The sequence below is a fragment of the Brevibacterium yomogidense genome, assembly GCF_900163715.1.
Taxonomy (GTDB): Bacteria; Actinomycetota; Actinomycetes; order Actinomycetales; family Brevibacteriaceae; genus Brevibacterium; species Brevibacterium yomogidense_A.
In genome coordinates, this window is the sequence record NZ_FWFF01000001.1 from 256,604 (window position 1) to 271,687 (window position 15,084).

The 15,084-nt window shown below is 68.8% G+C and carries 13 protein-coding genes; 9 read left to right on the plus strand and 4 right to left on the minus strand.

The genetic code is table 11. The annotated features are described in order from the left end of the window. The 3 genes from FM105_RS01020 to FM105_RS01030 all read left to right on the plus strand — a co-directional run bounded on the left by FM105_RS01020 (nt 1) and on the right by FM105_RS01030 (nt 5,099). Nucleotides 1–1,530: a tripartite tricarboxylate transporter permease gene (locus FM105_RS01020; protein ID WP_087003359.1), complete on the plus strand. Its 1,530-nt coding sequence runs from the start codon at nt 1–3 to the stop codon at nt 1,528–1,530. Between the two features lie 356 nt (nt 1,531–1,886). Continuing rightward, complete coding sequence (locus tag FM105_RS01025; protein ID WP_087003362.1) at nt 1,887–3,347, plus strand: lipase family protein; 1,461 nt, start codon at nt 1,887–1,889, stop codon at nt 3,345–3,347. Between the two features lie 123 nt (nt 3,348–3,470). After that, complete coding sequence (locus FM105_RS01030) at nt 3,471–5,099, plus strand: nuclease-related domain-containing DEAD/DEAH box helicase (protein WP_087004235.1); 1,629 nt, start codon at nt 3,471–3,473, stop codon at nt 5,097–5,099. A gap of 123 nt (nt 5,100–5,222) precedes the next feature. Here the strand turns inward: FM105_RS01030 and FM105_RS01035 are convergent, their stop codons facing one another. Then, nucleotides 5,223–7,130, minus strand: a complete 1,908-nt coding sequence (locus tag FM105_RS01035; protein WP_087003365.1) for a gamma-glutamyltransferase family protein — start codon at nt 7,128–7,130, stop codon at nt 5,223–5,225. A gap of 186 nt (nt 7,131–7,316) precedes the next feature. On the opposite strand from FM105_RS01035, the gene FM105_RS01040 reads away from it, so the two are divergent. Beyond that, nucleotides 7,317–8,015 carry a DNA alkylation repair protein gene (locus FM105_RS01040; RefSeq protein WP_087003369.1) on the plus strand — a complete coding sequence of 233 codons (699 nt, stop codon included), beginning with the start codon at nt 7,317–7,319 and terminating at the stop codon, nt 8,013–8,015. Nucleotides 8,016–8,077: 62 nt separating this feature from the next. Here FM105_RS01040 and FM105_RS01045 read toward each other — a convergent pair whose 3' ends face one another. The 3 genes from FM105_RS01045 to FM105_RS01055 form a co-directional block, all read right to left on the minus strand. Further along, nucleotides 8,078–8,530 (minus strand): DUF2871 domain-containing protein, encoded by a 453-nt coding sequence (locus tag FM105_RS01045; RefSeq protein ID WP_087003372.1) that lies wholly within the window; start codon nt 8,528–8,530, stop codon nt 8,078–8,080. 256 nt (nt 8,531–8,786) lie between these two features. Further along, nucleotides 8,787–9,689: a hydroxymethylglutaryl-CoA lyase gene (locus FM105_RS01050; protein WP_087003374.1), complete on the minus strand. Its 903-nt coding sequence runs from the start codon at nt 9,687–9,689 to the stop codon at nt 8,787–8,789. Beyond that, a complete protein-coding gene (locus FM105_RS01055; protein WP_143275774.1) occupies nt 9,686–10,840 on the minus strand; it encodes a CaiB/BaiF CoA transferase family protein in 1,155 nt (384 codons plus the stop codon). Before FM105_RS01055 ends, FM105_RS01050 begins: the two co-directional genes overlap by 4 nt. Nucleotides 10,841–11,159: 319 nt before the next feature. Between FM105_RS01055 and FM105_RS01060 the strand changes: the two genes are divergently transcribed. From FM105_RS01060 to FM105_RS01080, 5 genes are read left to right on the plus strand one after another with little or no spacing between them, the layout of a single operon-like run. Further along, the gene (locus FM105_RS01060) at nt 11,160–11,462 is read left to right on the plus strand and encodes an urease subunit gamma (RefSeq protein ID WP_087003380.1); all 303 of its coding nucleotides are present in this window, start codon (nt 11,160–11,162) and stop codon (nt 11,460–11,462) included. Between the two features lie 12 nt (nt 11,463–11,474). Further along, nucleotides 11,475–12,161, plus strand: a complete 687-nt coding sequence (locus FM105_RS15025) for an urease subunit beta (RefSeq protein ID WP_087003382.1) — start codon at nt 11,475–11,477, stop codon at nt 12,159–12,161. Continuing rightward, nucleotides 12,158–13,870, plus strand: a complete 1,713-nt coding sequence (gene ureC, locus FM105_RS01070) for an urease subunit alpha (RefSeq protein WP_087003385.1) — start codon at nt 12,158–12,160, stop codon at nt 13,868–13,870. The genes FM105_RS15025 and ureC overlap by 4 nt, the downstream gene beginning before the upstream one ends. 19 nt (nt 13,871–13,889) lie before the next feature. Then, entirely contained in the window at nt 13,890–14,363 is a 474-nt protein-coding gene (gene ureE / locus FM105_RS01075) for an urease accessory protein UreE (protein WP_087003387.1), read from the plus strand. Then, the gene (locus tag FM105_RS01080; RefSeq protein ID WP_087003390.1) at nt 14,344–15,048 is read left to right on the plus strand and encodes an urease accessory protein UreF; all 705 of its coding nucleotides are present in this window, start codon (nt 14,344–14,346) and stop codon (nt 15,046–15,048) included. Before ureE ends, FM105_RS01080 begins: the two co-directional genes overlap by 20 nt. Nucleotides 15,049–15,084 lie beyond the last annotated feature (36 nt).

A 15,084-nucleotide genomic window follows, 5' to 3' on the forward strand; every position in this document is an offset into this window, starting at 1 on the left:
ATGGATGCTCTGCTCTCTCTGATGGACGGGTTCGGCTCTGCGCTGAGCCCGATGAACATGCTGTGGGTCCTCGTCGGCTGTCTGCTCGGCACCGCCGTGGGCGTCCTGCCGGGCCTCGGCTCATCGATGGCGGTCGCGCTGCTGCTGCCCATGACCTTCGCGCTCGATCCCACCGGCGCGTTCATCATGTTCGCCGGCGTCTACTTCGGCGGCCTGTTCGGCGATTCGACGATGGCGATCCTCATGAACACCCCGGGTCAGGGGTCCGCGATCGCATCCACGTTCGAGGGCCACAAGATGGCCAAGTCCGGGCGGGCGCCCCAGGCACTCGCCACGGCGGCGATCGGCGCCTTCACCGGTGGCATGATCTCCTCGATCCTCGTCGTCTTCCTGGCGCCGGCCCTCGCATCGCTGTCCGCGGTGTTCGGCCCCGCCGAATACTTCGCGCTGGCGCTCTTCGCGTTCGTCGCGACGTCGTCCGTGGTGTCCGACTCCGTCCTCAAGGGACTGGCATCGCTGGTGCTGGGCCTCGCCATCGCGGTCGTCGGCATCGACTCCGTCACCGGCACGGAGCGCTTCACCTCCGGTGTGCCGGAGCTGTTCGACGGCATCTCGCTGGTCACCGTCACGGTCGCGGTCCTCGCCCTGGGCGAGGTCTTCCGGGTCGCGTCGCGCCTGCGCCGGGATCCCGAGGCCATGGTCATGGTCTCGTCCGGCCGCCCCTTCCTGTCCGGCAGGGAGTTCCGCGAGGCGATCCCCGCATGGCTGCGCGGCGCCGGCATCGGTCTGCCGTTCGGCGTCGTCCCCGTAGGCGGCTCCGAGGTGCCCACGTTCATGGCCTACGGCCTGGAGCGCCGCCTCGACAAGCGGAGCGGTCGCAACAAGTTCGGCAAGGGCGCCATCCGCGGCCTCGCCGCACCGGAGGCCGCGGGCAACGCCACGACCGGCACCGCCATGGCGTCCCTGCTGGCACTGGGACTGCCGGTGTCCGCGACCGCGGCGATCATGCTGGCGGCCTTCCAGCAGTACGGTCTGCAGCCGGGACCTCTGCTGTTCGACCGCGCACCGGATCTGGTGTGGGGTCTGCTGGCCAGCTTCTTCATCGCGATGGTCGTGCTGCTGATCCTCAACCTGCCGTTCGCGCCGCTGTGGGCGAAGCTGCTGCTCATCCCCAAGCCGTACCTGTACGCGGGCATCACGGTGTTCTGTGCGCTGGGCATCTACGCCACGTCGAACAACATCTTCGACCTGGGGATGCTGCTGGGGATCGGGATCGTCGGCTTCATGATGCGCCGCTTCGACATCCCGCTGGCGCCGCTCATGATCGGCATGGTCCTGGGTCCGCTCGCGGAATCGAGCCTGCGCGATGCTCTGCTGAGCTCGAACGGGGACTACTCCATCCTGGTCAGCAGCTGGATCACGGCCATCCTCTACGTCGTGCTCGCCGGCGTGGTCTTCCTGTCGCTGTACGGGAAGCTCGCGCAGCGTCGCAAGGAGCGGGGCACTGCGATGACCGACGTCGACAGCTGAGGTCACCCGCCGCGGGGCCGTCCGGGCTCTGCGGCACAGCGCCCTGACTCTGACGACTTATCCAGACAATTGACCCAGAAGACACCAACTTTCATCCGACCGCACAGGTTCCTTCCTATGCGGCCTGATGAAAGCTGGTGTCTTCTGTTCGTCACGCCTCCGAACCGATTCAGTGAGCCCCAGGGGTTACCGATCGGTTCTACTGTTGAGTAACGTACACGGAGGTCGGCCATCACAGGGCCGCCGCAGTCCCGAGGACGCGAGAGGACGACACCCTCGTCCGACCGCTCCGCGACGCCACCCCTGTCCGATCCCTCTCAGCGACGAGACGCACGACAGAACAGGAACATCGAACAATGAGAATCCGCCCCACCACGCGCACCCGGCATCTGAGCAGGGCGACTGCCGCCGGCGCGGCAGCGTTCACCGGCCTCGTCCTGGCATTCGCCACGACGGCGGGCCCCGCGCAGGCCGCCGAGGCCATCCCCGCGACCGATGCGGAGGCCGAGCAGTTCGTCGAGGACCGTCTGGCCGAGGACTCGTCGGCCCTGTCCGCTGACGAGGTGCCCGAGGGCGTGAGCCTCGATGAGGCCCGCGACGCCGTCGACGGAAGCGATGAGATCACGTCCGCGGACATCGAGTACGCCGCCGCACTCGAGGACCTCCCCGCGGAGGAGGGTGCGGACGGATCCGCAGAGGACTTCTACGCGTCCCCCGCGCAGCTGCCCGAGGAGGACGGCGCACTCATCATGCAGAAGTCCGCCTCCTTCTACCTCGACCCGGTCAAGCTCATCCGCCACGATGCGGAGACGACGACGTTCATGTATCGCACGACCGACGAGCACGGCGAGGCCCGTGCGGCGACGGCGACCCTCCTCACGCCCTCGGACAAGGTCGGCGAGCATGCGGAGAACGTGGTCGTCCACGCTCCGGGCACCCAGGGCATCGACGACTCGTGCGCTCCCAGCCGTCAGCTGGGCATGGGCACGGAGTACGAGGGCATCTCCGTGGCATCGGCTCTGGCCGCGGGGCACTCCGTGGTGATCGCCGATTACGTGGGACTGGGGACCGAGGGCCCCCACAGCTACCTCAACAGCACCGAGGAGGGCCGCTCGGTGCTCGACGCGGCGCGCGCGGCGCAGCAGGTCGAGGGAGGCGGCATCGACGAGGAGAGCCGGCTGCAGCTGCGTGGCTACTCGCAGGGCGGGCACGCGACCACCGCTGCGCTGGAGATCGCCGATGAGTGGGCGCCGGAGCTCAACATCGTCTCCGCCTCCGCCGGAGCGGTTCCCACTGACCTGGAGGAAGTGGTCACCGGCGTCTCCGCCATGCAGACCGGCCTGCTGGTCCTGGGCCTGTCGTCCTTCGCGGAGCAGGCAGAGGTGGACCTGTCCGAACTCCTGAACGAGGAGGGCCTCGAGACGGTCGAGCGGACGTCCGGCCAGTGCACGATCGCCGCGCTGCTCTCCAATGCGTTCTCAGACACGACGGAGCTGACGAAGGACGGACGGTCCTTCGCCGAACTCGTGGGCGACGAGCGGTTCGCGGAGGTCCTGCGCGAGCAGAAGCTGGGCGACGGCCCCACCCCGGATGTGCCGGTGCTGGTCAACCACAGCCGCCTCGACGACGTCGTGCCCTTCGAGATGGGCCGTGGCTTGGCGGCGACCTGGTGCCGTGACGGCGCGGACGTCGCGTTCGAGGACAACATCGCGCCCACGCACATCGGCGGCTACATCGGCGCACTGCCGCGCGTGGAGATCTTCACCGCGCGGACGTTCGACGGCAAGAGGCCGCTGAACAGCTGCTGGAGGCTATGAGCGGGAACCCGTCTGAGTCTGCTCACGCTCGGGTCCTCCGCGATCCGAGCGTGAGCAGCTCGCGCGTGAGCGGTCCGAGCGTGAGCGACCTCGGAACCGGTGTTCGGCCGCTACGCTGAGCACATGCCCGTGTGCATTCCGGAAGACCCGGACTTCGCAGAGTCCCGCGCTGAGAAGGCGGTCTGGGACGCGCTCGTCGAGCAGCTGCCGGACAGCGCCGTCCTGCTGCACGGCCAGCGCCTGACCGACGACCGCGACGACATCGAACTGGACCTCCTCGTGCTGTGGCCGGGGTTGGGCGCCGCAGTCCTGGAGGTGAAGGGCGGCAGGGTCGGCATCACCGACGGTCGCTGGCACACGGACGGCGGGGGCCGCAGCAGCACGCTGCGGCGCTCACCCCTCGAACAGGCGATGGTCGGCAAGCACACCCTCTACAGGTACCTGCAGAAGCGGCTGTCCGTCGTGCTGACTCCGCTCGTGGATTCCGCGGTGCTCCCCTACACGATCCTCCCGGACGACTGGGACGTGCCCGATGCGCCGCGGGAGAAACTGCTGGACGGCGAGGACCTCCCCCGTCTGGCGGACCGGATCGCAGGTCTCCTCCGGCGGGCGCACGACCCGGACCGCGACGACCCGTTCGTCCCGCTGGAACCCACGCTGCGCATCCTGCGGCGCACCCACCAGGCACTGGAGAACGTGCGCCTGTGGGCCCGGCAGATCGAGGACAGCGGGAACGCGATGACGGTGGAGCAGGAGAAGCTTCTGCGCATCCTCCGTCACCAGCAGCGCGCTCAGATCAGCGGCGGGGCGGGCACCGGCAAGACGCACCTGGCGCTCATGAAGGCCAGGGCGCTCGTCCGGGAGGGCAGGAAGGTGGCGCTCATGTGCTACTCGCGCGGCCTCGGGCGCTACCTGCAGCTGGCGGTGGCGCAGTGGCCGGAGGAGGAGCGGCCGGCGTACACCGGCCTCTTCCACGACCTCGCCTTCGCGTGGGGCGCGGAACCCGGCGCGGACGACGACTCCGACTTCTGGGAGGAGCGGCTGCCGCGGGAGCTGAAGTCACTCGCCGATGATCGCCCTCGCCGTGAGCTCTTCGATGCGATCGTCATCGACGAGGCCCAGGACTTCTCCTCGCTGTGGTGGGAGGCGGTCCAGTCGGTGCTGCGCAATCAGGTGAAGGACACCCTCTACGCGTTCACGGACGAGCAGCAGCGCCTGTTCCCCCGCGACGGCACCGCTCCGATCACCATGAGCCCGTTCCAGCTGGACGAGAACCTGCGGAACTCCGCGCAGATCGCGGAGGTGCTGGGTCACCTGTCCACCGACCAGGCGATCGTGCGCAACGACCCGGCGTTCGACGTCGAATGGATCGAGTCCCCCGCAGACGACGCTGTCGCCACCGCGGATGAGGTCGTGGAGCGCCTCATGGACGAGGGGTGGAATCCGGGCGACATCGCGCTGCTCACGACCGGCCGGCGCCACCCCGTGCACAAGGAGCACGTCGACGAGTACGGCTGGGACGACTACTGGGAGCAGTGCTTCGCGGAGGAGGACGTGTTCTACGGTCACGTCCTGGGCTTCAAGGGGCTCGAGCGACCGGCCGTCGTCCTCAGCGTCAACGGGATCCGCGACGCCGCCCGCGCGCCGAAGATGCTCTACACCGGAATGTCACGCGCGACGACCCGGCTGGTCGTCGTGGGTGACCTGGAGAGGATCAGGGACCTGGGGCGGGACGCGCGGGCCGAGGGCTGACCGGAATTCCAGTCACGGAGTTCCAGACCTACCAGCTTTCATCGGACCGCACAGCTTCTTTCCTATGCGGTCTGATGAAAGCTGGTGGCTCGATCACCGGACGTCGATCACCGGACGCCGTGGTCACCGTCCCACCGCGTAGCCCTGCGCACCGCGCGGATTCGCTCCCGCCGTCATGAGCCCGGTCGCCGGATCGCGAGTCACGGCGGACAGTCGGCCCAGCGCCCAGTCCCCCGCGCGCGTGACCACGTGGCCACGTGCTTCGAGCCCTGCGATGACGTCATCGCCCAGTCGGTCCTCGACGACCACGCCGGCAGGCGTCCACGTCCGCGGCCAGAACGACCCCGCCATCGCCGTCGTGTGCAACGCCGGCGCATCGATCGCCTGCTGCGGCTCGTATCCGCCCACCAGCAGCCGGAGGACGAGCGCCAGCTGCCACTGGTCCTGCTGGTCGCCGCCGGGAGTGCCGAGCGCGATGACGGGCCTGCCGTCCTTGAGGATCAGGGTGGGCGACAGGGTCGTACGCGGGCGGCGCCCCGGCGTGAGCGGCTGGCCCGATGCCTCGTCCAGCCACGTCATCTGCAGGCGAGTGCCCAGGCTGAAGCCCAGGCCGGGGATCGTCGGCGACGACTGCAGCCAGCCGCCGGACGGCGTCGCGGAGATCATGTTCCCCCACCGATCCACGACGTCGATGTGGCACGTGTCCCCGCGGACGGCGCCGCTGCCATCGGCACCCGCCTCCGCCTCGGTGACGGCGAACATGTGGCCGGAGCCGCCGGCGAACGCCTTCGCGACGGAGGCAGCCCCGCCCGAGGCCCCGGGCACCGTGGGCTCCCCGCCGCCGGACGCCGTCGTGTCGCCGCCGAACTTCGCCGCGAACTCCTCCGCGGTGACCAGCGGCGGCAAGTGGCCCTCGCGTCCGCCCGGCGCCCCCGGTCGGAACTCCGCGGACGCGGTATCGCCGATGAGCGCACGGCGCTGCGCGATGTACTCATCGGACAGCAGGTCTGCGAGGTCGAGGTCGTTGTCGCCGAAGTGCACGTCGCGGTCCGCCATCGCAAGCTTGAGCGCTTCGATGATGGTGTGCGCACCGATCTCCGTCGAGGGATCGAGGCGCTCGTCGTCGAAGCCGTCGAGGATGCGCAGCGCCTCGAGGAGGATCGGACCCTGGCTCCATGCACCGACCTTCGCGATCGTGTACCCGCGGAACTCGATCGTCGCGGCCTCGTCGAACCGTGCGGACGACCCGGCGAAGTCCTCCTCCGTCATGACGCCCGCGTAGTCGCCGCCGTCGGAATGGCGGTGCGGCATGCGGATGAACTCCGCAGCGAGGCGAGCGACCCGACCGGTCCGCCACTCGTGCCGTGCCGCCTCGATCCGCTCCTCCCGAGTGGAGTCCGCGCCGCCGGCCGCCACGAGGTCACGCAGCACCTGCGCATACTCGGGGTTGCGGATGAGCTCGCCGGGCTCCGGCACTCGCCCGTCCGGCATCCAGAGTTCCGCGCTGGTCGGCCAGTGCTCCACGAAGAGACCCTTGACCGCCTTGATCTGGCCGACTGTGCGCGCGAGGACCGGGTGGCCCGCTTCCGCGTAGTGGATCGCGAAGTCCAGAACGTCGGACAGCTCCCACGTACCGTGCTCCTGCAGGAGCAGCAGCCACGCGTCGACGGCGGCGGGGATCGCAGCGGCGAGCGCGCCGGCGCCGGGCACCAGCTCCAGGCCCAGGGAGGCGAAGTGCTCGATCGTCGCGCCTGCGGGTGCCGCCCCCTGCCCCATCATGACGACGGGGGTGCTCGGGTCCTCGGCCGTGGCGAAGAGCCCGGTCATGTCGCCCGCGGGGCCGTTGAGGTGCGGTTCGACGACGTGCAGCACGAAAGCACTCGCCGTCGCCGCATCGAACGCGTTGCCCCCGCGCTCCAGCACCGCCTGGGATGTGGCCGTAGCGATCCAGTGGGTCGAGGCGGACATCCCGAAGGTGCCCTCGAGGGTCGGACGGGTCGTGAACTCTTCGGGTGCGACGAAAGCGGTCATCGATGATCTCCTTCTGCGGTGGAGCGCGAGTGGCGGGTTCTGCGGCGCCAGGTTCATCTGCAGATCCCAGGGGGCTGCCGGTGTATACGTTACTGACCCTTGCGAGGCCGCACACTCCAGCTGCGATGTCACCGGGACCGTCGACGAGTCCGGACATAGGATTCAGAACAGACGAAAGGGGCCCCGATGACCCGGACTGAGCAGTCCACCGCAGACACACCCACCACGACCGAGGTCCTGGCTGAGCTCTCCGACCTCGCCGACCCCCGCATCCTCGCGGTCAATGCACGCCGTGGCGACGACCACGCGGTGAACCTCACGAAGCTCCGGGCCGTCGCGAAGCGGCTGAAGACCCAGCACGACCTCGCGCGGGACCTCTGGTCGACCGGGGATACCGCCGCGAGGCTGCTCGCCCTGCTGGTGTGCCGCCCCAAGGCGTTCGATCGCGATGAGCTCGACACGATGATCCGGCAGGCCCGCACTCCCAAGGTCCACGACTGGTGCGTGAACTACGCCGTGAAGAAGAGCACGCACGCTGAGGAGCTCCGCCGGATGTGGCACACCGATGCCGATCCGCTCGTCGAGACAGCCGGGTGGGCACTCACCGCAGACCGCGTCGCCAAGAAGCCGGACGGCCTGGACCTGTCCGCACTCCTCGATGAGATCGAAGAGCGGATGACCAGCGCCCCGGACCGCCTGCAGTGGGCGATGAACACGTGCCTCGCCCAGATCGGCATCAGTCACCCGGACCAGCGCGAGCGCGCGGTGCGGATCGGCGAGCGGCTCGAGGTCCTCAAGGACTATCCGACTCCTCCGCACTGCACGTCGCCGTACGCGCCGGAGTGGATCGCAGAGATGGTGCGACGGCAGGAGGCGCGGGGCTGATCCTCCGCCCTCGCGCCTCCCACAGGTCTTCCTCACGCCGCAGCAGGGCCCTCAGCCCTTGCTTACGCAGCAACCAGTTCGCGCTCCTCCTCGGTCCGCACATTCGCCGCAGCCATGACACCGGGGCGAAGAGCGAGGAACAGCAGGATCGTGCCCGCGGTGAGGAAGATATGGCCAAGGCCCGCGATGCCGGAGATCATCGCACCCGCTTCCTCGCCGAGCACCGTGAGCGTGCCGTGCCAGACCAGCAGGCCGGTGGTCACGACGACGCCTGCGTTGTAGAGCCAGAAGAACCACGGGAAGAGGCGTGAGCGCGACAGGCCGAACGCCTTGTCGAGCACCAGTGCGAGCAGCATCACGATGAAGCCGAGCACCAGCAGGTGGGTGTGAGCGACGCTCAGCTGCGTGTCGCCTCCGGATTCGAAGGCGGTGCCCTTCGTGAGCTCGCGGTAGTAGAGGCCCGCGAGGAGACCGGCGATCAGGTAGGCGAATGCGGCGTAGAACATCTTCTTCATGGAGACTCCTCATCAGGTGATCGGGATGTCTCCATTCCACCGTCTCCGCGGGCCCGTCACATCAGCGCGGAGGCTGACTCTCCGCTCATCCGATCGATGGATACGGACATGGTCCTCACGGTCAGCGCCACCCTGTTCACCACCACCCACAACCTTTCATCAGACCGCACACCTTCTTACCTGTGCGGTCTGATGAAAGTTGGTAGGTATGGCGGGAGCTGTGAGGGCGGGAGCTGCAGCGGGGACCGGTGTCTGGTCAGCGTCCGGCTGGGAAGGGTCCTGCGGCTGCGATTCCGGAGCCCGGCTCCTTGCCCAGGATCCCCGTGATCCAGCGGCCGGTGTCCACGGCGGATTCCAGGTCGATGCCCGTCGTGCAGCCGTCACGCTCGAGCGCCCACACGAGGTCCTCCGTCGCCACATTGCCCGCGGCTCCGGGGGCGAACGGGCAACCGCCCAGACCGGCCACACTGCTGTCGAAACGCCTCACGCCAGCCGCACGAGCCGCCGCCACGTTGGCGATCGCGGTCCGCCGGGTGTCGTGGAAGTGGGCACGCAGAGGCACGTCGCTCAGCGCCCCCACCTGCTCGAAGAGGTTCTGCGCCTGGCCCGGGACGCCGCAGCCGATCGTGTCCGCGATCGCCAGCTCGTCCAGCGGCGCAGCGTCGAGCAGGGTGCCCGCGATGCGCACGACGTCGGCGATCGGCACCTCGCCCTGGTACGGGCAGCCGAACGCGACGGCCAGCGTCACGCTGAGCTTCTTGCCCGATCCCTCGAGGTCCGGCAGGGCGGTCTCGAGCTCTGCCAGCAGGCTGCCGGTCGACCCGCCCTGGTTCGCCTCGGCGAAGGCGTCCGTGATGGGGAGGACGAAGTTCACCTCGTCGACGGAGGTCTCCAGAGCGCGCAGGATCCCGCGGGTGTTGAGCGCCAGGCCGATGTAGGACACGTCCTCGCGCACCGGGACGCGCTCCATCACCGCTTCCGCATCGGCCATCGTCGGGACACGGCGCGGGTGGACGAAGCTCACGGCCTCGATCCGGCGGGCGCCGGCGTCCGCGAGCCGGGTGATGAGCTCGACCTTGTCCTCGGTGGACACGACCTGCTTCTCGATCTGCAGACCGTCGCGCGGGGTGACGTCGATGATGTCGATTGCTGTGCTCATGATGCGTCTCCTACTTCTGACGGTCCGTTCCAGCGGATGGATCCCGGGGTCCGGGTGAGGCGGGGGACAATGCCGGGATGCGTCACAGTGTCTTCGTCATCACTCACCTCGACGAGCATGTCGCGCTCGCGGAACAGCGGATCCTCGAAGACGTCCGCGATGTCGTTGACCTTCGACGTCGGCACGTTGTGCTCGTCGAGGATCCGGCCGATCTCGTCGGCGTCGCGTGCCGCGGCCCATGCTGCGATGAGGTCGTCCAGTTCGTCCTGGTGCACACCGCGGGCGTGATGGTCGAGGAAGCGCGAGTCGTCGGCCAGCTCCGGGCGCCCCATCGCGCCCGTGAGCCTGCGGAACACCGTGTCCTGGTTCGCCGCGATGACGACCCACTTCCCATCGCTGCTCTGATAGATGTTCGACGGTGCGATGCCCTTGAGCCGCGAGCCGCTGGGGCCTGGAACCACCTGACTGTGGGCGTACTCCGCGGTGGCGCCCTCGAGCAGGGAGAACGACGATTCGACGAGGGACACGTCGACGACCTGCCCCTTGCCGCCGCCTGCAGCATCCCGCCAGTACAGCGCCATCATCACGCCCTGCACGGCGTAGAGCGACGCGACCGAATCGCCCAGGGAGATGCCCGTGCGCGGAGGAGGCTGGTCCGGATACCCGTTCATGTGGCGGAGTCCGCTCGCGGCCTCGGCCACCGCCGCATACCCGGGCTTGTGCGACTTGCTGCCCGTCTGGCCGTAGCCCGACACCCTCGCGATCACGAGGCCGGGGTTCGTCTTCCACAGCACGTCCGGGCCGAAGCCCAGCCGCTCCAGCGTGCCGGGCCGGAAGTTCTCGATGAGGACATCCGCCTCGTCGAGCAGCTCGCGCAGGCGAGCGCTGCCCTCCTCCGACTTGAGGTCGAGGCCGACGCTCGTCTTGTTGCGCGACTGCACCGCCCACCACAGCGAGCGCCGCGCGCCCTGGACGCGCCCCCACGTGCGCATGGGGTCGGGGCTCGACGGGTTCTCGACCTTGATGACCGTCGCCCCGAAGTCCGCCATGATCCGGCCCGCGAAGGGCCCCGCGATCAGAGTCCCGAGCTCGACGACACGCACTCCGTCCAGAGCGTGGGGAGTCGGCCCGCCCGTCGTTCCGTGCTGCATGTGTGCGCCCTCCTCAGAGCCGTGATCACGTGTCGATCCGCGTGCTTCCCATGTGACGGTCACTCTCCTGCATCTCGCCGAGGCGGGACAAGCGGACCGCACGGTTCTGAGATCGCATGTCTGAGATCGCTGGTGGTCGGCTGACCGTCACTTCGACATCGGGACTCCGAGGCCCCGCGTCGGCTAGGGTTCGAAGAGATGTGATCGCTGGGGCCGTCACGCCGACTCACCTTCACGGAATCCGATCGTCGTACGGTCCTCCGACCGGAGGCTGACGGAGCGCGGCCCGCAGCGGGAGCCCGACCGAAGGAGTGCCGCCATGCACCTGACTCCGCGCGAACAGGAGAAGCTGCTCATCGTCGTCGCAGCCGATCTCGCACGACGACGACGTGAGCGCGGACTGCGCCTCAATCATCCGGAGGCGGTCGCCATCATCACCGCGGAGCTGATGGAGGGCGCGCGCGACGGCCGGAGCGTCGCAGACCTCATGAACTGGGGTGCGACCCTGCTGCACCGTGAGGACGTCATGGACGGAGTCCCGGAGATGATCCCGGACGTGCAGGTCGAGGCCACGTTCCCGGACGGCACGAAGCTCGTCACCGTCCACAATCCGATTCGCTGAGCGGAGGCTGCCGTGATCCCCGGTGAGTACGTCCTGAGCAGGGACCCCATCACATGCAACGCGGGCAAGGCGACCCGCATCATCAACGTCGTCAATCGAGGCGACCGTCCCATCCAGGTGGGCTCGCACTACCACTTCTCCGAAGCGAATCCGCAGCTGCAGTTCGACCGCCTGGCCGCCCGCGGCATGCGTCTCGACTCCCCCGCCGGCACCGCGGTGCGGTTCGAGCCCGGCGACGCACGCAGCGTCCACCTCGTGGAGCTCGGCGGTGCGCGCGAGGTGTACGGACTGCGCGACGAGGTCAACGGTCCCGTCGGCTCGACCGTGTCGATGTTCTCCACCGAGGCGATCGGCGGCAGCGCGGGATACGACATCGCCCGCGACCCGGACCTCGCCGTCCGCCACAAGGAGTACCGCAAGGAGAGCGCACCCGAGCAGGAGCTGCACGGCGAGCAGGCGGAGACCGTCTCCCCCGCCAAGAACTCGACCGCCACGGACCAGGAGTTCCACGGCGACCCGGAGACCCAGACGAACTCGATGCAGGCCGTCTCGAGCGCCTCGGGCGATGTGCCGACGGAGAGCACCAGTCGCTCCGAGGGCCGGCCCGCAGACCCGTCGTCCGACGGTCGGTCTGTCGCAGACCAGTCGTCTGAGGACCCGTCCTCCGACGACCCGGCATCCGAGGAGGAGCGTCCATGAGCTTCGAGATGAGCCGCAAGCAGTACGCGGAGATGTACGGTCCCACCACCGGTGATGCCATCCGGCTCGCGGACACGGAACTGCTCGCAGAGATCGAGCACGACTACACCGTCTACGGCGAAGAGGTGTCGTTCGGCGGCGGCAAGGTCATCCGCGACGGCATGGGTCAGAACGGCCAGATGGTGCGCGCGGGGGGAATCCCCGACACCGTCATCACGAACGTCGTCATCCTCGATCACACCGGCATCGTCAAGGCGGACGTCGCACTGCGCGACGGGCACATCTTCGCGATCGGCAAGGCGGGGAACCCTGCCACCCAGGACGGGGTCACGATCCCTGTGGGCGTGGCGACGGACGTGATCTCCGGCGAGCACAAGATCCTCACCGCAGGAGCCATCGACACCCACGTCCACTTCATCAACCCGGATCAGGTGGGAGTGGCCCTCGCCAACGGGACGACGACGCTGATCGGCGGAGGCACCGGTCCCTCCGACGCCTCGAACGCCACGACCGTGACGCCGGGCGAATGGCACATCTCCCGGATGCTGCAGGCGGTCGATTCCCTGCCGATCAATATCGGACTCCTGGGCAAGGGCCACGCGAGCAGTGTCGATCCACTGACGGAGCAGATCCGCGCCGGCGCCATCGGCCTGAAGATCCACGAGGATTGGGGCGCCACCCACGCATCCATCGACCGCGCGCTGCAGGCAGCGGACCTCATGGACATCCAGATCGCGATCCATGCGGACACGCTCAACGAGTGCGGCTTCGTCGAGGACACCATCCGGTCGATCGACGGCCGCGTCATCCACACCTTCCACACGGAGGGCGCCGGCGGCGGACACGCACCGGACATCATCCGCATGGCAGCGCTGTCGAACGTGCTGCCCGCGTCGACGAACCCCACCCTCCCGTACACACGCAACACCGTGGACGAGCACCTCGACATGGTGATGGTGGCGCACAACCTCAACCCCGACATCCCCGAGGACGTCGCATTCGCGGACTCGCGGATCAGGAACGAGACGATCGGTGCGGAGGACGTCCTGCAGGACCTGGGCATCTTCTCCATCACCAGCTCCGATTCGCAGGCGATGGGTCGCGTGGGCGAGGTCGCGCTGCGCACGTGGCAGGTCGCGAACGCGATGAAGCAGCAGCGCGGGCGCATGGCCGGCGACCCCGCGGTCGGGGACAACGCTCGCCTCAAGCGGTACGTCGCGAAGTACACGATCAACCCGGCGATCGCGCACGGGATCGCCGATTCCGTGGGGTCCGTCGAGGTCGGCAAGTTCGCGGACCTCGTCCTGTGGGACCCCGCGTTCTTCGGCGTCAAGCCGCAGCTGATCATCAAGGGCGGGCAGATCGTCCAGGCCCTCATGGGCGACTCCAACGGCTCGATCCCCACTCCGCAGCCCCGCACCATGCGGTACAACTTCGGTGCGATGGGCCGCGCGGTGCACGAGTCCTCTCTCACCTTCCTGCCGACGGCGGCACTGGACGCCGAGGTGCCCGCCCGGCTGGGGCTGCAGCACTCGATCCGCGAGGCCAAGGGGATGCGGGACCTCTCGAAGGCCGACCTCAGACTCAACGACGCGACGCCCCGCATCGACGTCGACCCGGAGACGTACAGGGTCCTGGTCGACGGCGAGCACGTCACGTCGCAGCCCTCCGATGAGCTGCCCATGGCCCAGCGCTACTTCCTCTTCTAGGCCTCCGGAAGGAGACAGCTTGATCATCGACAGCATCCAGGGGAACCGGTCCGACCTCCCCGCAGACGACCTCGCCGCGCTGCGCGAGGACCGCGTCCCCCTCACGAACGCGCAGCTGCTCAAGCGCGTCCAGCGCGTGTCCACGGAAGCCGGTGAGGAGATCGGCCTCCAGCTCGCGCAGCAGCAGGAGCTGCGCGACGGGGACGTGCTCCACCGCGACGATTCGCGGATCATCACCGTGCATGTCCTGCCGACGGACGTCCTCGTGATCTCGCCGGAGGACATCACGACGATGGGCTTCGTCGCCCACAGCCTGGGCAACCGTCATCTGCAGGCGCAGTTCTTCGGCCCGGAGTCCGAGTACGGCAGACCCGTCATGGTGGTGCTCTACGACCACACGGTGGAGGACTTCCTGACCCACCACGGCACGCCCTTCACCCGCGAGGACCGGGTCATGCCGGCCGCGTTCCGCCATGCCGAGCACAGCCACTGATCCAGCAGGGCTGCTGACCCTCATCCAGCTGTCCGACTCCGCTCTGCCGACTGGCTCGTTCAGCCACTCGTTCGGACTCGAGTCATACCTGGAGCGCGGGCTGGTCGCCGACGCGGAGGGCTTCGCCCAGTGGCTGCGCGGCTACCTGCACCAGATGGCGTTCGTCGATGCACTCGCCGTCCGGCTGACCGCCGAGGCCGCACGGACGGGCGATGACGCAGGAGTGCGCCGGACCGACCACCTCCTCCACGCCGCTGCGATCCCCCGTCAGGTGCGCGACGCGGGCACCGCGATGGGGCTGCGGATGAACCGCATCGCCCAGGTCGCGTTCCCGCACGCGACTGCCGCCGCCCGGTACCGCGACGCCGTCGAAGAGGGCGCGTGCCACGGGCACCCGGCCCTCGTCTTCGCGCTCGTCGCGCACGACGCGGGCCTGGATGCGCGCACCAGCACCACCGCGTACCTCATGCAGCTCGCGACGGCGCTCACCCAGAACGCGATCCGGGCGATCCCGCTCGGCCAGGACGCCGGGCAGCGGGTGCTCGCCGAGGCCCGGGGGACGATCCCGGACATCGTCGAGGTGGTCTTCACCCTCGAGGAGCACGACCTGGGGGCGAGCGCCCCCGGACTGGAGATCGCGCAGATGCAGCACGAGACCCAGAGAGCCCGGATGTTCATGTCGTAGGACAGACGCAGACGCATCACCAGACGCACGCACGTC